At 70.5% G+C, this 14952-nt stretch carries 13 protein-coding genes; 7 read left to right on the top strand and 6 right to left on the bottom strand.

The window, feature by feature from the left end; all coding sequences use genetic code 11:
* The first annotated feature begins 30 nt into the window (after window positions 1-30).
* The 3 genes from DIE06_RS01035 to DIE06_RS01025 are packed head-to-tail and all read left to right on the top strand — an operon-like array spanning window position 31 to window position 3486.
* Complete coding sequence (locus tag DIE06_RS01035) at window positions 31-933, top strand: SDR family oxidoreductase (RefSeq protein ID WP_124659760.1); 903 nt, start codon at window positions 31-33, stop codon at window positions 931-933.
* Window positions 930-2492: an NAD(P)/FAD-dependent oxidoreductase gene (locus tag DIE06_RS01030; protein WP_124659759.1), complete on the top strand. Its 1563-nt coding sequence runs from the start codon at window positions 930-932 to the stop codon at window positions 2490-2492. The genes DIE06_RS01035 and DIE06_RS01030 overlap by 4 nt, the downstream gene beginning before the upstream one ends.
* A 7-nt stretch (window positions 2493-2499) precedes the next feature.
* Window positions 2500-3486, top strand: a complete 987-nt coding sequence (locus DIE06_RS01025; RefSeq protein WP_124659758.1) for an alpha/beta fold hydrolase — start codon at window positions 2500-2502, stop codon at window positions 3484-3486.
* Window positions 3487-3569: 83 nt separating this feature from the next.
* Here the strand turns inward: DIE06_RS01025 and DIE06_RS01020 are convergent, their stop codons facing one another.
* Window positions 3570-3968: a carboxymuconolactone decarboxylase family protein gene (locus tag DIE06_RS01020; protein ID WP_124659757.1), complete on the bottom strand. Its 399-nt coding sequence runs from the start codon at window positions 3966-3968 to the stop codon at window positions 3570-3572.
* Between the two features lie 377 nt (window positions 3969-4345).
* Complete coding sequence (locus DIE06_RS39505; protein WP_409364482.1) at window positions 4346-5029, bottom strand: hypothetical protein; 684 nt, start codon at window positions 5027-5029, stop codon at window positions 4346-4348.
* Here DIE06_RS39505 and DIE06_RS01015 point away from each other — a divergent pair.
* From DIE06_RS01015 to DIE06_RS01005, 3 genes are all read left to right on the top strand, one after another.
* A complete protein-coding gene (locus DIE06_RS01015) occupies window positions 4974-6233 on the top strand; it encodes a collagen-like triple helix repeat-containing protein (protein ID WP_409364481.1) in 1260 nt (419 codons plus the stop codon). The genes DIE06_RS39505 and DIE06_RS01015 overlap by 56 nt on opposite strands.
* 120 nt (window positions 6234-6353) lie before the next feature.
* A complete protein-coding gene (locus DIE06_RS01010) occupies window positions 6354-7637 on the top strand; it encodes an isoprenylcysteine carboxylmethyltransferase family protein (protein ID WP_124659755.1) in 1284 nt (427 codons plus the stop codon).
* A gap of 302 nt (window positions 7638-7939) precedes the next feature.
* The gene (locus DIE06_RS01005; protein ID WP_124659754.1) at window positions 7940-8512 is read left to right on the top strand and encodes an NADPH-dependent FMN reductase; all 573 of its coding nucleotides are present in this window, start codon (window positions 7940-7942) and stop codon (window positions 8510-8512) included.
* A gap of 29 nt (window positions 8513-8541) precedes the next feature.
* On the opposite strand, the gene DIE06_RS01000 is transcribed toward DIE06_RS01005, so the two are convergent.
* Genes DIE06_RS01000 through DIE06_RS00985 form a run of 4 tightly spaced genes read right to left on the bottom strand, consistent with a single transcriptional unit; the run spans window position 8542 to window position 13149 of the window.
* Window positions 8542-9177 carry a DUF2894 domain-containing protein gene (locus tag DIE06_RS01000; RefSeq protein ID WP_124659753.1) on the bottom strand — a complete coding sequence of 212 codons (636 nt, stop codon included), beginning with the start codon at window positions 9175-9177 and terminating at the stop codon, window positions 8542-8544.
* Entirely contained in the window at window positions 9174-9818 is a 645-nt protein-coding gene (locus DIE06_RS00995; protein ID WP_014900247.1) for an OmpA family protein, read from the bottom strand. The genes DIE06_RS01000 and DIE06_RS00995 overlap by 4 nt, the downstream gene beginning before the upstream one ends.
* A 3-nt stretch (window positions 9819-9821) precedes the next feature.
* Window positions 9822-12389 (bottom strand): DUF802 domain-containing protein, encoded by a 2568-nt coding sequence (locus DIE06_RS00990; protein WP_124659752.1) that lies wholly within the window; start codon window positions 12387-12389, stop codon window positions 9822-9824.
* A gap of 10 nt (window positions 12390-12399) precedes the next feature.
* Window positions 12400-13149 (bottom strand): DUF3348 domain-containing protein, encoded by a 750-nt coding sequence (locus tag DIE06_RS00985; protein WP_124659751.1) that lies wholly within the window; start codon window positions 13147-13149, stop codon window positions 12400-12402.
* A 453-nt stretch (window positions 13150-13602) separates the two neighbouring features.
* Here DIE06_RS00985 and DIE06_RS00980 point away from each other — a divergent pair, with 453 nt between their 5' ends.
* Window positions 13603-14814: a hypothetical protein gene (locus tag DIE06_RS00980; protein ID WP_124659750.1), complete on the top strand. Its 1212-nt coding sequence runs from the start codon at window positions 13603-13605 to the stop codon at window positions 14812-14814.
* The last annotated feature ends 138 nt before the right edge of the window (window positions 14815-14952 follow it).

Here is a 14952-nt window from a genome sequence, read left to right as displayed (position 1 = left end):
GCGGCGCAAGCGGAACGGGAGGAACGACAATTGAAGGGTTTTTCCGGCAAGGTCGCCGCGATCACGGGCGCCGGTTCGGGCATGGGCCGCAGCCTCGCGGTCGAGCTCGCGCGGCGCGGCTGCGAGGTCGCACTCGCCGACGTCAACGATGTCGGGCTCGCCGGCACGGCGGCCGCGTGCACGAAGCATGGCGTGCGCACGAGCACGCGGCGGCTCGACGTCGCCGACCGCGACGCGGTGTTCGCGTGGGCCGATTTCGTACGTGCCGAACACGCCAAGGTCAACCTGATCTTCAACAACGCGGGCGTGTCGCTGGCCGCGAGCGCCGAGACCGCGCGCGTCGCCGATCTCGAATGGATCGTCGGCATCAACTTCTGGGGCGTCGTGCACGGCACGCAGGCGTTCCTGCCGCACCTGCGCGCGTCGGGCGACGGGCACGTGATCAACACGTCGAGCCTGTTCGGGCTCATCGCGATGCCGACGCAGAGCGCGTACAACGCAACCAAGTTCGCGGTGCGCGGCTTCACCGAGGCGCTGCGGATGGAGCTCGAACTCGACGGCGCGCCGGTCAGCGCGACCTGCGTGCATCCGGGCGGCGTCGCGACCAACATCGTCGACGCGAGCCGCGTCGACACCAGCATTCATGCGCTCACCGGTCAGGACGAAGCAACCCACCGCCGCCAGGCGAACCGCCTGATCAACGCGACGACGGCCGACGATGCCGCGCGGCAGATTCTCGCCGGCGTCGAGCGCAATGCGCGCCGCGTGCTGGTCGGCGCCGATGCACGCCGCCTCGACACGCTCGCGCGCCTGCTCGGCGCCGGCTACCAGCGGCTGATGCTGCGCCACGCGCGCCGCGCCCGCGCACGCAATCTCGAACGCGCGCCTGCCCCGGTCGCGCTCCCGACCCCACCGACCAAGGACGCCGCATGACCTCGACGACGACCGACCGGCGCGACGCGCCGTCCGCCTGCGGCGACAGCCGCGACCTCGACGTGCTGATCGTCGGCGCCGGCCTGTCCGGCATCGGCGCCGCGTACCACCTGAAAAAGCGCTGCCCGTTTGCGAGCGTTGCGATCGTCGAGGCGCGCGACGCGATCGGCGGCACCTGGGACCTGTTCCGCTATCCCGGCATCCGTTCGGATTCCGACATGTTCACGCTCGGCTACAGCTTCCGCCCGTGGCACAGCGACAAGGCGATCTCGGACGGCCAGACGATCCTCGACTACATCCGCGACACCGCGCGCGCGTACGGCATCGACAAGACGATCCGCTACGGCCAGAAGGTCGTCGCGGCTGACTGGGATTCGAACCGCGCGCGCTGGACGGTACGCATCGAGCGCACGCGGGACGGCGCGGTCGACACGCTCGTCTGCACGTGCCGCTTCCTCTACATGTGCAGCGGCTATTACGACTACGACGGCGGTTACCTGCCCGACTGGGCCGGCATGGAATCGTTCGGGGGCCAAATCGTTCACCCGCAGCAATGGCCGAAGGACCTGTCGTACACGAACCGGCGCGTCGTCGTGATCGGCAGCGGCGCGACGGCCGTCACGCTGGTGCCGTCGATGGCGGCCGATGCGAAACACGTGACGATGCTGCAGCGCTCGCCGACCTACATCGTGTCGCTGCCCGCGCGCGACAGGATCGCGAACGCGTTGCGCCGCGTGCTGCCGTCGCGGCTCGCGCACCGGCTCGTGCGCGTGAAGAACGTGCTGCTGACGATGTACCTGTACAACGTGTCGCGCCGCAAGCCCGAGCGGACCAGGCAGTTCATCATCCGCGCGGCCGGCCGGCAGCTCGGCCCCGGCTTCGACGTCGCGAAGCATCTGACACCGCGCTACATGCCGTGGGACCAGCGCGTGTGCCTCGTGCCGAACGGCGACCTGTTCAAGTCGATCCGCGCGGGCCGCGCGTCGATCGTCACCGACGAGATCGAGCGCTTCACGCCGACCGGCCTGAAGCTGAAGAGCGGCGAGCAGCTCGACGCGGACGTGATCGTCACCGCGACCGGGCTGAAGGTGAAGATGCTCGGCGGCGCGCGCGTCACGGTCGACGGCCGCGCGGTCGACCTGCCGCAGACGGTGTCCTATAAAGGAATGATGTACAGCGACGTGCCGAACCTCGCGTCGTCGTTCGGTTACACGAACGCGTCGTGGACGCTGAAGGCCGAGCTGATCGCGCGCTACGTGTGCCGGCTGCTCAACCACATGCGCGCGAACGGCTACGACACCTGCGTGCCGCGGCTCGGCGCCGGCGATCTCGGCGACGTGCCGGCGGTGAACCTGAGCTCGGGCTATATCCAGCGCGCGGCCGGCATCCTGCCGAGGCAGGGGCACCGCAAGCCATGGAAATTCCACCAGAACTATGTGCTCGATCTCGCGTCGCTGAAGTTCAGCGGGCTCGCCGATTCGGCCATGCAGTTCGAACGCCGCGCGAAAGCCGGCCCGGCCGCCGCACCGGCCGCCGAACCCGTATTCGAAACCCGTTGAGGCCGACATGAGCCATACGCTTCACCTGATCCAGAACGTGCTGCTCGGCGTCGTCGCGGTGCTCGCCGCGCTCGCGCTGTTTTCCGGCTACATCGCGCGCCGCGTGACGCGCGCGTTTCCGCCCGAAGGCCGCTTCGTCGACATCGGCGGCGACCACATTCATTACGTCGAGTACGGCAGCGGCCCGCCGCTCGTGTTCGTGCACGGGCTCGCCGGGCAGTGGCGCAACTTCGCATACCTGCCGCTCACGCGGCTCGCGCAGCACCATCGCGTGATCCTCGTCGACCGGCCCGGCGCCGGCCGCTCGCTGCGCGGCGCCGGTTCGCAGGCGAACGTGTTCGCGCAGGCCCGCGCGATCGCCGCGTTCATCGACGCGCTGAAGCTCGACCGGCCCGTGCTCGTCGGCCACTCGCTCGGCGGCGCGATCGCGCTCGCGGTCGGCCTCAATCATCCGGAACGCGTGAGCCGGCTCGCGCTGATCGCGCCGCTGTCGCACGAGCAGACCGAACCGCCGGCGCCGTTCAAGCCGCTGATGCTGCCGTCGCCGCTGGTGCGCCGCTTCGTGTCGTGGACCTTCGCGATCCCGCTGACGATCCTGACCGGCCGCGGGGCCGTGAAGCAGGTGTTCGCGCCGGAAGCCGTGCCGCGCGACTTCCCGGTGAAGGGCGGCGGGCTGCTCGGGCTGCGCCCGCATGTGTTCTACGCGACGGCGACGGACCTGCTGTCGGCGCCTGTCGACCTGCCCGCGATGGAGCGCCGCTACGCGGACCTCGCGCTGCCGGTCGACGTGCTGTACGGCCGCGCCGATCCGATCCTGAACTGGCGCACGCACGGCGAGGCGCTGGCGCAAAAGTCGGCGCACGTGCGGCTGACGGTCGTCGAAGGCGGGCATATGCTGCCGGTCACGATTCCGGACGCGACGGCGGACTGGCTGCTCGACGTCGCGGCCGCGCCGGTCGATGCGCCGGCGCAAGGCGCGCATATCGCGCATTGATCGACAGCGGGTCGACCGGGCGGCCGCGCGGATCACGGCGGCGTCCCGGGGCCGCTGTGCGACCGCCGGTCACGGCGCGCCAGTCAGCCTTCGTCGTCGGGCAACGACAGGCCGAGCTCCGTGATCACCTCGCGCGCGCTGCGGAATGCTTCCACCGCGGCCGGCGCGCCCGCGTACAGCGCGCTGTGCAGCAGCACCTCGCGGATCTCGACGAGGCTCGCGCCGTTGTTGAGCGCGCCGCGCACGTGGCCCTTCAGTTCCGTGCCGCGGCCAAGCGCCGCCAGCATCGCGCAGGTGCAGAGGCTGCGCGTCTTCAGGTCGATTCCGCCGCGCTGCCATGTGCTGCCCCACGCGTGCTCGTTCAGCCAGTTCTGCAGCGGCCGCGAAAAGCCGTCGAGGTCGCGCATCGCGCGCTCGACGAATGCGTCGCCCATGACTTCGGTGCGTCGCGCCTTGCCCTGTTCCCTGTCCTGTTCGCTCATGTCGTGTCCTGTCTGACGTCGTGGCCGCCTCGGCGTCGCCCGCGGCCGGGTGGGTTCGCGTCATGTTCGCGGCGCGCGGGCGTTTCGTCAAAGCCCCTGCCCTCGGGTCGTGATCGGCTGCGTCACGCGCGGAACGTCGGGCCGAACGCTACGTAACATCCGGCCCGGCGTTACGGCACCTTACGGGAACATCACGGCACGCGCACCGGCGCAGCTGGCGCGGCCGTCTCGCGAAACCGCCATTCCTCCGTTTAAATCGCGCCGATATTCCCGATTTCCGCAACAAAGCGCCGGCGCGATGCGCGAAAGATGTCATGGCGCGGAATTTGCAGTAAAGGCCCGGACACAACTTCCAATGTCGAGGGCACCATGCACCATTACTTAAAGAAGACGACGGTATCGCTGGCCGTCCTGTCGCTCGTCACGCTGTACGGCTGCGGCTCGGTCGACGGCCCGGTCACGCCGTCGATCAAGCCGAGCACGTCGGGAACGTCCGGCACGTCGGGGCTTTCCGGGACGTCGGGCGGCGGCTCGTCCGGTACGTCCGGCGGCGGTAGCTCAGGGACTTCGGGTTCGTCGGGTACTTCCGGCACCTCGGGCACGTCCGGTACGTCGGGCACCTCGGGCACCTCGGGCACCTCGGGTACCTCGGGTACTTCCGGCACCTCGGGTACTTCCGGCACCTCGGGTACCTCGGGCACCTCGGGTACCTCGGGCACCTCGGGCACCTCGGGCACCTCGGGCACCTCGGGCACCTCGGGCACCTCGGGCACCTCGGGCACCTCGGGCACCTCGGGCACCTCGGGTACCTCGGGTACCTCGGGTACCTCGGGTACCTCGGGTACCTCGGGCACCTCGGGCACCTCGGGCACCTCGGGTACCTCCGGTACGTCGGGTACTTCCGGCACCTCCGGCACCAGCGCCACCCCGCTCGGCAACGTCCTCCAGCAAACCGGCACGCTCGTCACGGCACTCGGCACGACGGTCGCGAACGGCGGTGCGCAGATCGGCGGCGTACAAGTCCCCGGCACGAACCCGACGACGGCCACCAGCATCGGCAACGCGGTCACCAGCCTCGGCAACGGCGTGCAGTCGCTCGGCAGCGGCGTCGCGGCCGGCCTCGGCTCGATCGGCGTATCGCCGAACCCGCTCGGCCCGACGCTCACGTCGACCACCGGCCTGCTGACCGGCGCCGGCGGCGCGGTCAACAACCTCGGCAACGCAGTGACGAGCTTGGGCACCGGTCCGCTGTCGCCGCTCGCGCCGGCGACGACCCTGGTCGGCAGTCTCGTCAACACGGTCGGCACGGCGGTCAACTCGACCGCATCGGCGCTGAACACGGCGCTGAACAGCGCGCCGGTCCAGCAACTCGAGACGCAGCTCGGCAGCGTGATCAACCCGATCACGAACACGCTGACCGGCGGCGTCACGACGCCTGGCGCCACGCAGACGCTCGGCAATGCGACCCTGCTCGGCGCCCCGCTCAGCGGCCTGCTGAGCACGCTCGGCAGCGGCCTCGGCCTCGCCGGTTCGCAGGTCGGCAGCACGACCGGCAACCCGGTCGGCACGAGCGCCGGCAACAGCGTGTCCCAGCTCGGCAACACGGTGACGTCGACCGGCGGCCTGCTGTCCAGCGGCAGTTCCAGCAGCGGCACCAACCCGCTCGCCCCGATTACCGGTCTGCTCGGTACGCTGACGGGCGGGCTCGGCGGCGGCAGCAGCTCGAGCGGCTCGGGTGGTACCAGCGGCACCAGCGGCACCAGCGGCGGCCCGCTCGCACCGATCACCGGCCTGCTTGGCACGGTGACGGGTGCGCTCGGCGGCGTCGGTTCGACCGGTACGGGCAGCACGAGCGGCACGAGCGGCACGAGCGGTACGAGCGGTACGGGCGGCTCGAGCATCGGCGGCCTGCTTGCACCGGTCACCGGCCTCGTCAACTCGCTGACGCCGCTTGGCACAAGCCTCACCGGGACGGTCACGACACCGGGCGGCAGCCTGACCGGCAACCTCGGCGGAGCACTGACGAGCGGCCCGGTCGGCACGCTCACGGGCTCGCTGACGTCGCCGGCCGGCGCGCTCGGCGCGGTCGGCACGGCCAGCCCGAGCGGCACGGCCGGCACGGTGACGACGCCGACCGGCAGCGGCACCGTCGCGGCCGGCCTGACCGGCAGTTCGAACGGCACCACCACGGCTGGCGCGACCAACCTGCTGGCGCCGGTGACGAACCTGCTCGGCGGCCTGCTCGGCGCCACTCCGAAGAAGTAACGCTTCACGTATCAGAACAACAGGCCAATGGCCGGGCAGATACCCATCCCAGGCCCGGCCGACGGCCGGCGCCACCCGCCAAGCGGGGGCGCCGGCCCTCATCCCGACGAGGATCCGATCATGAATTCCACGCTCGACGGCGTCGCCGCGGTCCATGACCGCCCGCCCCGTTCCGCCACGCCATTCCGCGCCGGCCTGCTCGGCATCGCGGCCGGGCTGTTCGCGCTGTGGATCACCCGCGACCAGCCGACCCTCGACGCGGCCACGCGCGCGATCATCGCCAGCCTCGCGATCATCGGCACGATCGCGCTGCACGAAATCTTCGTCTCGCGCGTCTACCTGCGCCCGAGCGCGGGACTGTCGCGCCAGGCCGTGCGCCCGCTCGGGCTCGCTCGTGTCGCGACGCGGCTCGGCGCGCTGACGTCGATCTACGCCGGCATCGGCATGATCTACTGGCTGCTGCCCGAATATCACGGCGCGTTCTACCTGCCGTTCTGGTCGCTGCTGCGCTCGCTCGCGCCGTACGTGATCGTCGCCGCGCCGTTCTACTTCGCGTGGATGGATCGGCACCAGCGCGAGACCGACGACGCGTACCTGCTGTGGGGCCGCTACCTGTACCGCCGCGAGCAGCCCGCGAACTGGCAGCCCGTGCGCGAGATGCTCGCCGGCTGGGGCGTGAAGGCGTTCTTCCTGCCGCTGATGACCGTCTACCTGTCGAAGGACGCCGATCACCTGAGCGCGTCGCTCGCGAACGCGCTGCACGCACCGATGACGCTCGCGACCTTCGTGTTCCTGTACGACCTGTCGTTCACGATGGACCTGATGTTCGGCACCGTCGGCTACCTGTGCACGTTCCGCATCCTCGACAGCCACGTGCGCACCGTCGAGCCGACCACGCTCGGCTGGGTCGCCGCGCTGATGTGCTACCAGCCGTTCTGGTCGCTGATCTCGAACAACTACATCCGCTACGAAGGCTCGCTGTTCTGGGACAACTGGCTGCTGTCCGCGCCGACGCTGCGCGTGATCTGGGGCGCGGTAATCATCCTGCTGCTGATGACCTACGCGCTGTCGACGATCTCGTTCGGGCTGCGTTTCTCGAACCTCACGAACCGCGGGATCATCACGTCGGGCCCGTATCGCTTCACGAAGCATCCGGCGTACATCACGAAGAACCTGTCGTACTGGATGGTGTCGGTGCCGTTCGTCGAGCCGCTCGGCTGGCAGGTCGGGCTGATGCACTGCGCGGGGCTCGTCGCGGTCAACCTGATCTATTACACGCGGGCGAAGACGGAAGAACGGCACTTGATGCGCGATCCTGACTATCGCGCGTATGCGGAATGGATCGCGCAGCACGGGTTGTTCGCGCGGATCAAGCGGGCGTTCGGGGGGCGGCAGGCGGTGTAAGCCGGCGGCGGGCGGCCGGACAGTCGACGCACGGTCGACTCAACCGCCGCGTCGCTTCCACACGGCGACGGCGACGCAGCACGCCGCCGGCATGCACAAGCAGAAAGCCACCAACGGCCACGGCGTATCGCCCGACAGCACCAGGATCGCGAGCGTACCGGCGCCGCCGACGATCAGGCGCTGGACGCGAACTGCATCGCCTGCGCGGCACCGCCAATGGCGTCACGCCGCTCACGCACCGATGCGATAATCCGTCGGATCCGCGCGATGCCGTCGCGCAAGCCCCACCGACACACTCCCCGATGGCTACCGAACCCCGAACCGATTCCGAGCGCCGCATCGACATCGTCGCGCTGTGCGGCAGCCTGCGTGCGCAGTCGTACAACGCGGCGCTGCTGGATGCGGCGGCACGCGTCGCGCCGCGCGGGATGCGCATCACGCGCTTCGATCGTCTCCGCGAATTTCCGCTGTTCAATCCCGATACCGAATATCCGTCGCCGACCGCGGTACGCGACCTGATCGAGCGGCTGAACGCCGCGGACGGCGTGCTGATCGCGAGCCCGGAATACGCGCACGGCGTGACGGGCGTGATGAAGAACGCGCTGGACTGGGTCGTGGGATGCGAAGCCGTCGTGTACAAGCCGGTCGCGGTATTGAACGCGTCGCCACGCGCGACGCATGCGGACGCGGCGCTGCGGGAAACGCTGTCGGTGATGTCGGCGTGCATCGTCGAGCGCGCGTCGATCGCGCTGCCGATCCTCGGCAGCCAGCTCGATGCGGCGGGCATCGCCGCGCATCCGCCGTTCGCGTCGGCGCTGACCGACGCGTTGCACGCGCTGCGCGCGGCGATCGACGCGCAGGCGCCGGGTCGCTAGACGACGACCGGCGCGGCTGAAAACATGCGTTATCGCGCCTTGGTGCGCGTGGTCTTCCGCGCAGGTTTCACCGGCTTCGCCGCCTTCGCGCGCGGCGCTTCCTTCTCCGGCTGCGCGCCGCCGCCGGCAAGATCCTCGAGCCACGCCAGCGCATCGATGTACGACAGGAACTGCTGCAGGTATTCCGGCGACAGTTCGCGCATCGTCGCAAGCGAGCGATGCACGAGGCTGTTCGAATTGAGCGGCCCCGCGTTGCGCGGCACCTGGTCGAGCGACTGGCGATACTGCTGTTCGGTGCGGACCTTCGACCACATCGTGCGGAAGTAGTCGATCAGCGCGGGATCGATCCCGCGCCGGTCGGCCTGCACATCGCGCGCGAGCTGCTCGACGAGCCCGCCGAGCAGGCTGCGCGCAGGCGCCTGAGCGGTGGCTTGCACCGTCCCGCTTGTGGTTGCCGCTTCACCGGCTCGCGCGACGATCTCCGCAAATCCTTCCAGCAGCGTCGCGAGCCGCGCATCGAGCAACGCGCGCGCGTCGCCATCGAGCGCGGCCGCGCGCTTCTCGAGCGCGTCGAGCCGATGGAAGCGCACCGGATCGAGCCGGTCGGCACCCTGCACGCGCCACGCGTCGAGCGTCGCGCGCACGTGCGTCGTGTCGTCCGTCACTTCGCCTTCCCTCCGCTCGATGCGGTCTTGCGCGGCACCGGTGCGATCTCCACGCGGCGGTTCTTCGCGCGGCCTTCATCGTCCGCATTCGAGCTGACCGGTTGCTCGGAGCCAAACGCGGCCGCGAACACCGACGGCGCCGGCACGCCGGCGTCGATCAGCGCACGCGTGACCGTCAGCGCGCGCTTGGCCGACAGTTCCCAGTTGTCCGCGAACTGGCGGTTGCCGGCACGCACCTGCTGGTCGTCGGCGAAGCCGCTGATCATCAGGATCTCGTCACGCGTCTTCAGGTACGCGGCCAGCGGCCCGGCGAGCGTCTTCAGCAGATCGCGGCCCTCGGGCTGCAGCTGGTCGGAGTTCAGCGCGAACAGCACGTTGCCGCTGATGCCGATGCGGCCGTTCACGAGCGTCACGCGGCCGGCCGCGAGCGGCCCGGCGAGCGCCTCCTCGAGCGACTTGCGCTGTTGCGCTTCCTGCTGGCGCGCGCGCACCGCTTCCTCGAGCTTCGACGTGAGCTGCAACTGCATCCCGATCACGCCGACGAGGATCAGCACGAACGCGCCGAGCAGCACCGACATCAGGTCGGCGAACGCGGGCCATACCGGCGCGGCCGGCGCGCCGTCGTCGATTTCGTCATGCATGCGTCACGCTCCGACCGATGCCCGGCGACCGGCGATCTGCTGCAGGTCCTCGACGATCTGCTTCTGCGACATCATGCTCAGGTCGATCACCTCGCGCGCCTGCGCGACGTAGTACTCGAGCTGCTCGTCGCTGCGCGCGAGCGATTTCTCGAGCGCGGCCTCGATGCGCTGCAGGTGGTTCAGCAGCTTGTCGTTCGACTCGCCGAACACCTGCACGGCCGCACCGAATGCATCGCCGAGGCTCGCGACCTCGACGGCGCCCGCCGTGACCTGCGCGGCCACCGAATCGAGCTTGCGCGTTTCGGCATCGACGGTGTCGTTGAAACGCGCGCCGACGCGGTCGAGCAGGTCGGCCGACGTGCTGACGAGCGCGTCGATCGCGGTGCGCTGTTCGGTCGACGCGTGGTTGACCGCGCCGAGCAGCGTCTCGAGCGTCGCAAGCAGGCGGCTGCGCTCGTCGAGCATCGCGGTGTCGCGCACCATGCTGTCGGACAGGCGCCGGCGCAGCTCGGCGACGACGTCGGCCGCGGCCTTCGGCGCTTCCGACGCGGCCTGCACGAGGCGCGAGATCTCGTTGATCGTGTCGCTCGCGTGCACCTGTGCCTGCGCGGTGATGTCGTTCGCGGTGCGGGTCAGCGTGTCGCAGATATCCTGCTGGCGCGTCGCGGCCTGTGCGCTCGTCCGCGCCCATTCGTCGCGTAGCGCGGCGGCCATGGCGGCCAGCGAGTCGTTCCATGCGGACAGGCGTTGTTCGTCGCGCGCGGCCAGTTGCGTTTGCAGGCCCGTATGCGAATCGCGAATCGTCGACAGCAGCTCGGTCGAGCGTTGTTCGAACGTTGACGCTTGCGAGGCGAGATCGCGCGTGGTCTGTGCGAGTGCGTCGCAGATTTCCTGCTGACGGCCCGCGCTGTGTACGCCCGCGCGTTGCCATTCGTCGCCGAGTTTCGTTGCCATCGCCGCCAGCGAGTCGTTCCATGCCGACAGACGTTCTTCATCGCGTGCGGCCAGTTGCGTTTGCAGGCCCGCATGCGAATCGCGGATCGTCAACAGCAGCTCGTTCGAGCGTTGTTCGAACGTCGATGTTTGTGCGGTCAGATCGCGCGTCGTCTGCGCCAGCGTATCGCAGATTTCCTGCTGACGGCCCGCGCTGTGCACGCCCGCGCGCTGCCATTCGTCACCGAGCTTCGCGGCCATCGCGGTCAGCGAAGCATTCCACGCCGACAGGCGTTCCTCGTCGCGCGCTGCCAGTTGCGTCTGCAGCCCCGCATGCGACTCGCGCATCGCGGCGAGCGTCGCACCCGAATGCCGCTCGAACGTCGCGGCGGCTTCGCCCAGCGCCCGCGCATGCTGGCCGGCGAGCGTCTCGCCGACCTGCTCCTGGCGCGCGAGCGCATCGCGCCATGCGTCGGACAACCGGCTTTCCGTCGATTCGAGGCGCGTCGCGACGCCGTCGAGCAGGTCCGTCGACCGCTGCGCGAAGGTGTCGGTGAACTGGCCGAGCGTCGTCTGCAGTTGCTGCGCGACGGCGTCGCCCGCGCGGCGCTGCTCGTCGAGCGCACGGTTCCAGACGGCCGTCACGTTCCCGGTGGTCTTCTCGAAACCGTCGGTCAGCCCGTCGAGCTGACGCTGCACGGCGCCCGTCACGGTATCGCGCAGCGCGGCCATCTCCTGCGCGAGCCCCGTCATCGTCGCCGCAACGACCGGCTGCAGCGCGGCGCCGGCCACACGTGCGCTCTCGGCGGCGCTTTCCTTCAGCGCGTCGCCAACGTTCGACGCCAGGCCCGCATAGGCGCGCTCGGTCCGATCGAAGAACGCCTGCTGGCTCTCGATCTGGCGATCGTGCAATGCGACGCTGCGCGCCTCGAGCGTCGTCATCATCGTCTGCAGCCGGTCGACCAGCGCCGGCATCACGTCGGCCTGGCGCTGCAGCAGCCGGAACGATTCGTCACGCTGGTGCGCGGACGAATGCACGCGCAGCGTCGTCGCGATCTTCGCGTCGAGCTGCTGGCCCGCGTCGAGCCGCTCGCGGCGCACGAGCGCGGACAGGAGGCCGAGCATCGCGGACGTCGCGACACCCGCGATCGACGTGCCGAACGCGAAGCCGAGGCCCTTCACCGGCGCGATCAGTGACGCGCGGATCGCGTCGAGATCGGTCGCGCTTTCGAGCGCGGCGCCCGTCCCCTTCAGCGTCACGACCATCCCGAGCAGCGTGCCGAGCATGCCCAGCAGCACGAGCAGGCCGACGAGATAGGGCGTCAGCGACGGGCCCGGCAGCGCGACGCGCGCGCCTTCGACACGCGCCCGCACGGCGCCGCGCAGGCCCGGGGGCAGCGTATCGAGCCATGCGTCGAGCTTCGCCGGCGGTTCGGTCAGGCCGGCCACCGCGCGCGACAGCGTCGTGGTCGCCTGACGGTAGCGCAGCAGCTCCCATGCACCGGCGACGTAGCACGCGCCGATCAGCAGCGTGACGGCCGTCGCGAGCGGGTTCGACGCGACATAGCCGACGCCGATCCAGCACACTGCGAGCAGGCCGGCGATGAAGACAACGAGATCAAGACGAATTCTGGACATAGCGTAGGGATTAGCAGGTACGAAGGGCCGCGAGCAGCCCGTCTACCGTTTGAAACCGGACTTCGAGTTCGGCGAGCAGGATGCTTTGCATCTCGTTGCGGAACGTGTCGAGCCACGTGCCGGGCACGATCGCCGCGGCGGACGGTGCGTCGCGCTCGGCGTCGGGATCGGCCGCCGCCTGCGCGTCGGCCAGCGCCTGCCGTTCCGCGTCGCGCAGCCGCTCGAAGCGCGTGCCGAGCAGCGCGGGCACCGCGGACAGCAGGCTGCGCTCGCGCGCGCCGAGCACGCGCTCCATGATCGCGTCGAGCGTCGCGAGCCGCGCCATGCCGGACGCGCGCGCGGCGAGCGCGACCCGCAGGCGGCCGCGCAACTGGCCGATCGCCGTTTCCATGTCCTGCTGCAGGGACAGACAGCTCTGTCGGAAATCCGCGAAGTTGGCCGTGTCGGCGGGCGGCGGCGGCATCTCGCCGGGGCGCCGCCGCGTACGCGGACGGTGGGCGGCCGTGATCGCCTGCGCGAGGTCGTGGCGCACGCGCGCGCAGTCGCGCTCGGCGTCGTAACCACGCACGCCGGCCGCGACGCCGGGCGGGCTCGCATTCAGCGCGGACGACAACGTGATCGCGTCGGTCCAGCCGAGCCACTGGCTCAGGCGGTCCGACAGCGTCTGCCGGGATTCCGCGACGTCGGCATCGGTCAGGCGCGCGAGCAGCCGGACGAGCGTCGGGCCGCTCAGTGCCGGGCGCGGGGGTGCTTGCACCATGCTGCAAACCGTCAAAAAAGGCAGCAGTTTACACGTCGTCGGGAGGTCGACCGCCAGAATCGGGAAAGCGCCCCGGCCCGGCGCGCCGCGCAACCGGCGCGAACGCCCGCCGCACAAGGCTCGCGGGCCGATCGCCGGAGCGGCGGGCAGCGCCGGCGCGGCCCCGGCGACGCGCCCGGCCGCGTTCCGGGGGCCACCCCGGCGGGCGCCGGTCCAGGCCGGCCATGGTCACTCGCGCACGATTTCTTCACGAACGTGCGGTACCATCGCGACACCCGCCACGCGATCGCGCCCGATGCGGGCCCGCGCCGCGCTGCAACCGGCGCGCGGTCCGCCGGACGCGTGACGGATATCCGGCCGATATCCGCGGGCCGCGGTCGGCGCCCCGAGGCGGGAGCTGCCGCCCATGACAACGACACACCAATAACAGACGGGCCCGCCCGACCGCACACGATGCTTTCAGACTTCGTCGCGCGCCTGCGCGAGCGCTTCAGCAAACCGCCCAGCCGGCAGGACTTCGCCGAACGCCTGATCGCCGCGCTGCGCGCGACCGGCGACACGCGCGAGTGGCTTCACGAAGACGACAAGGGCCGTCTCGTGCAAGCGGATGTCCCGTCGAACATCATCAACCTGCACAACCTGTTCCGCGATTACGCGGACGCGAAGCCGGCCGAGCGTGAAGCGACGCTGCAGCGCCAGGCGAGCGCGATGATGCAGCACGAGATTCCGGCGAACTTCGCGGACGTCCGCGCGCGGCTGCGCCCGGTGATCCGCAGCGCGACCGAGCGCGGCGCGGTCGCGCTGCAGCTCGCCGGACAGCCGGGCGCGTCGGAGGTGGCGTTCCGGCCGCTGTGCGAGAGCCTCGAGATCGGCATCGCGTACGACGGCGAGTTCAGCGTCGCGCGACTGACGACCGCCCGCCTCGCCGAATGGGGCGTCAGCTTCGACACGGCATGCGACATCGCGATCGACAACCTGCGCGGCGCGTCGTCGGCGCCATGGGCCGCGTTGCGCGACGGCGTGTTCCTGTCGCAGTTCGGCGACTACTACGACGCGGCGCGGCTGCTGCTGACCGACCTGCTGCACCGCCAGCCGATCTCCGGCGCGCCGGTCGTGATGGTGCCGAACCGGGCCGTGCTGCTGCTCACCGGCGACCGTAACGCGGCCGGGCTCGCGACCATGGTCGAACTCGCGGAACAGGCGCGCGCGCAGCCGCGCCCGCTCCCGCCGCTGATGCTGCGCTGGGACGGCGCCGCATGGCGGAACTTCGTCCCGGCAGGACTGGAAGCGAAGCTGCACGCGCTGCGCGTGGACGAACTCGCCGGCGACTACCAGGATCAGCGGACGCTGCTGGACGCGCTGCACAAGCGGGACGGCACCGACGTGTTCGTGGCGACGTACACCGTGTACCGGCGGCAGAACGGCGAGCTGTTCAGCGTCGGGGTATGGAGCGACGGCGTGCCGACGCTGCTGCCCGAGACGGACATCGTCGTGCTGTACCGGGAAGCGACGCGGCAGTCGGCCCATGTGCCGATGGCCGCGCTGCGGGACGCCTGCGGCGACCTGATGACGGCCACCGCGCATCGCCCGGTGCGGTATGAAGTGACGGCGTTTCCGGATGAAGCGCGCTTCGCGGCGCTGCTCGAGCGGTTTCCGGCGGTGTGACGCGCGGTTGGGCGGCGCGGGGTCGGGAGTCGGGAGTCGGGAGTCGGGAGTCGGGAGTCGGGCCCATGGATCGGCCCCGCCACGTGCCGGAATGACCGGCCGTGGCGGTATGCCTGTCAGGAATGAAACGGCGGTGCG

The organism is Burkholderia sp. Bp8998, assembly GCF_003854235.1.
In the GTDB taxonomy this organism is placed as follows: domain Bacteria; phylum Pseudomonadota; class Gammaproteobacteria; order Burkholderiales; family Burkholderiaceae; genus Burkholderia.
This window is presented reverse-complemented; position numbering and strand designations above follow the sequence as displayed.

What these genes read in the sequence shown, in the direction of transcription:
- DIE06_RS01030 (WP_124659759.1), top strand. Translation starts at nt 930, where the DNA reads ATGACCTCGACGACGACCGACCGGCGCGACGCGCCGTCCGCCTGCGGC.
- DIE06_RS01025 (WP_124659758.1), top strand. Translation starts at nt 2,500, where the DNA reads ATGAGCCATACGCTTCACCTGATCCAGAACGTGCTGCTCGGCGTCGTC.
- DIE06_RS01020 (WP_124659757.1), bottom strand. Translation starts at nt 3,968, where the DNA reads ATGAGCGAACAGGACAGGGAACAGGGCAAGGCGCGACGCACCGAAGTC.
- DIE06_RS01010 (WP_124659755.1), top strand. Translation starts at nt 6,354, where the DNA reads ATGAATTCCACGCTCGACGGCGTCGCCGCGGTCCATGACCGCCCGCCC.
- DIE06_RS01005 (WP_124659754.1), top strand. Translation starts at nt 7,940, where the DNA reads ATGGCTACCGAACCCCGAACCGATTCCGAGCGCCGCATCGACATCGTC.
- DIE06_RS00995 (WP_014900247.1), bottom strand. Translation starts at nt 9,818, where the DNA reads ATGCATGACGAAATCGACGACGGCGCGCCGGCCGCGCCGGTATGGCCC.
- DIE06_RS00990 (WP_124659752.1), bottom strand. Translation starts at nt 12,389, where the DNA reads ATGTCCAGAATTCGTCTTGATCTCGTTGTCTTCATCGCCGGCCTGCTC.
- DIE06_RS00985 (WP_124659751.1), bottom strand. Translation starts at nt 13,149, where the DNA reads ATGGTGCAAGCACCCCCGCGCCCGGCACTGAGCGGCCCGACGCTCGTC.
- DIE06_RS00980 (WP_124659750.1), top strand. Translation starts at nt 13,603, where the DNA reads ATGCTTTCAGACTTCGTCGCGCGCCTGCGCGAGCGCTTCAGCAAACCG.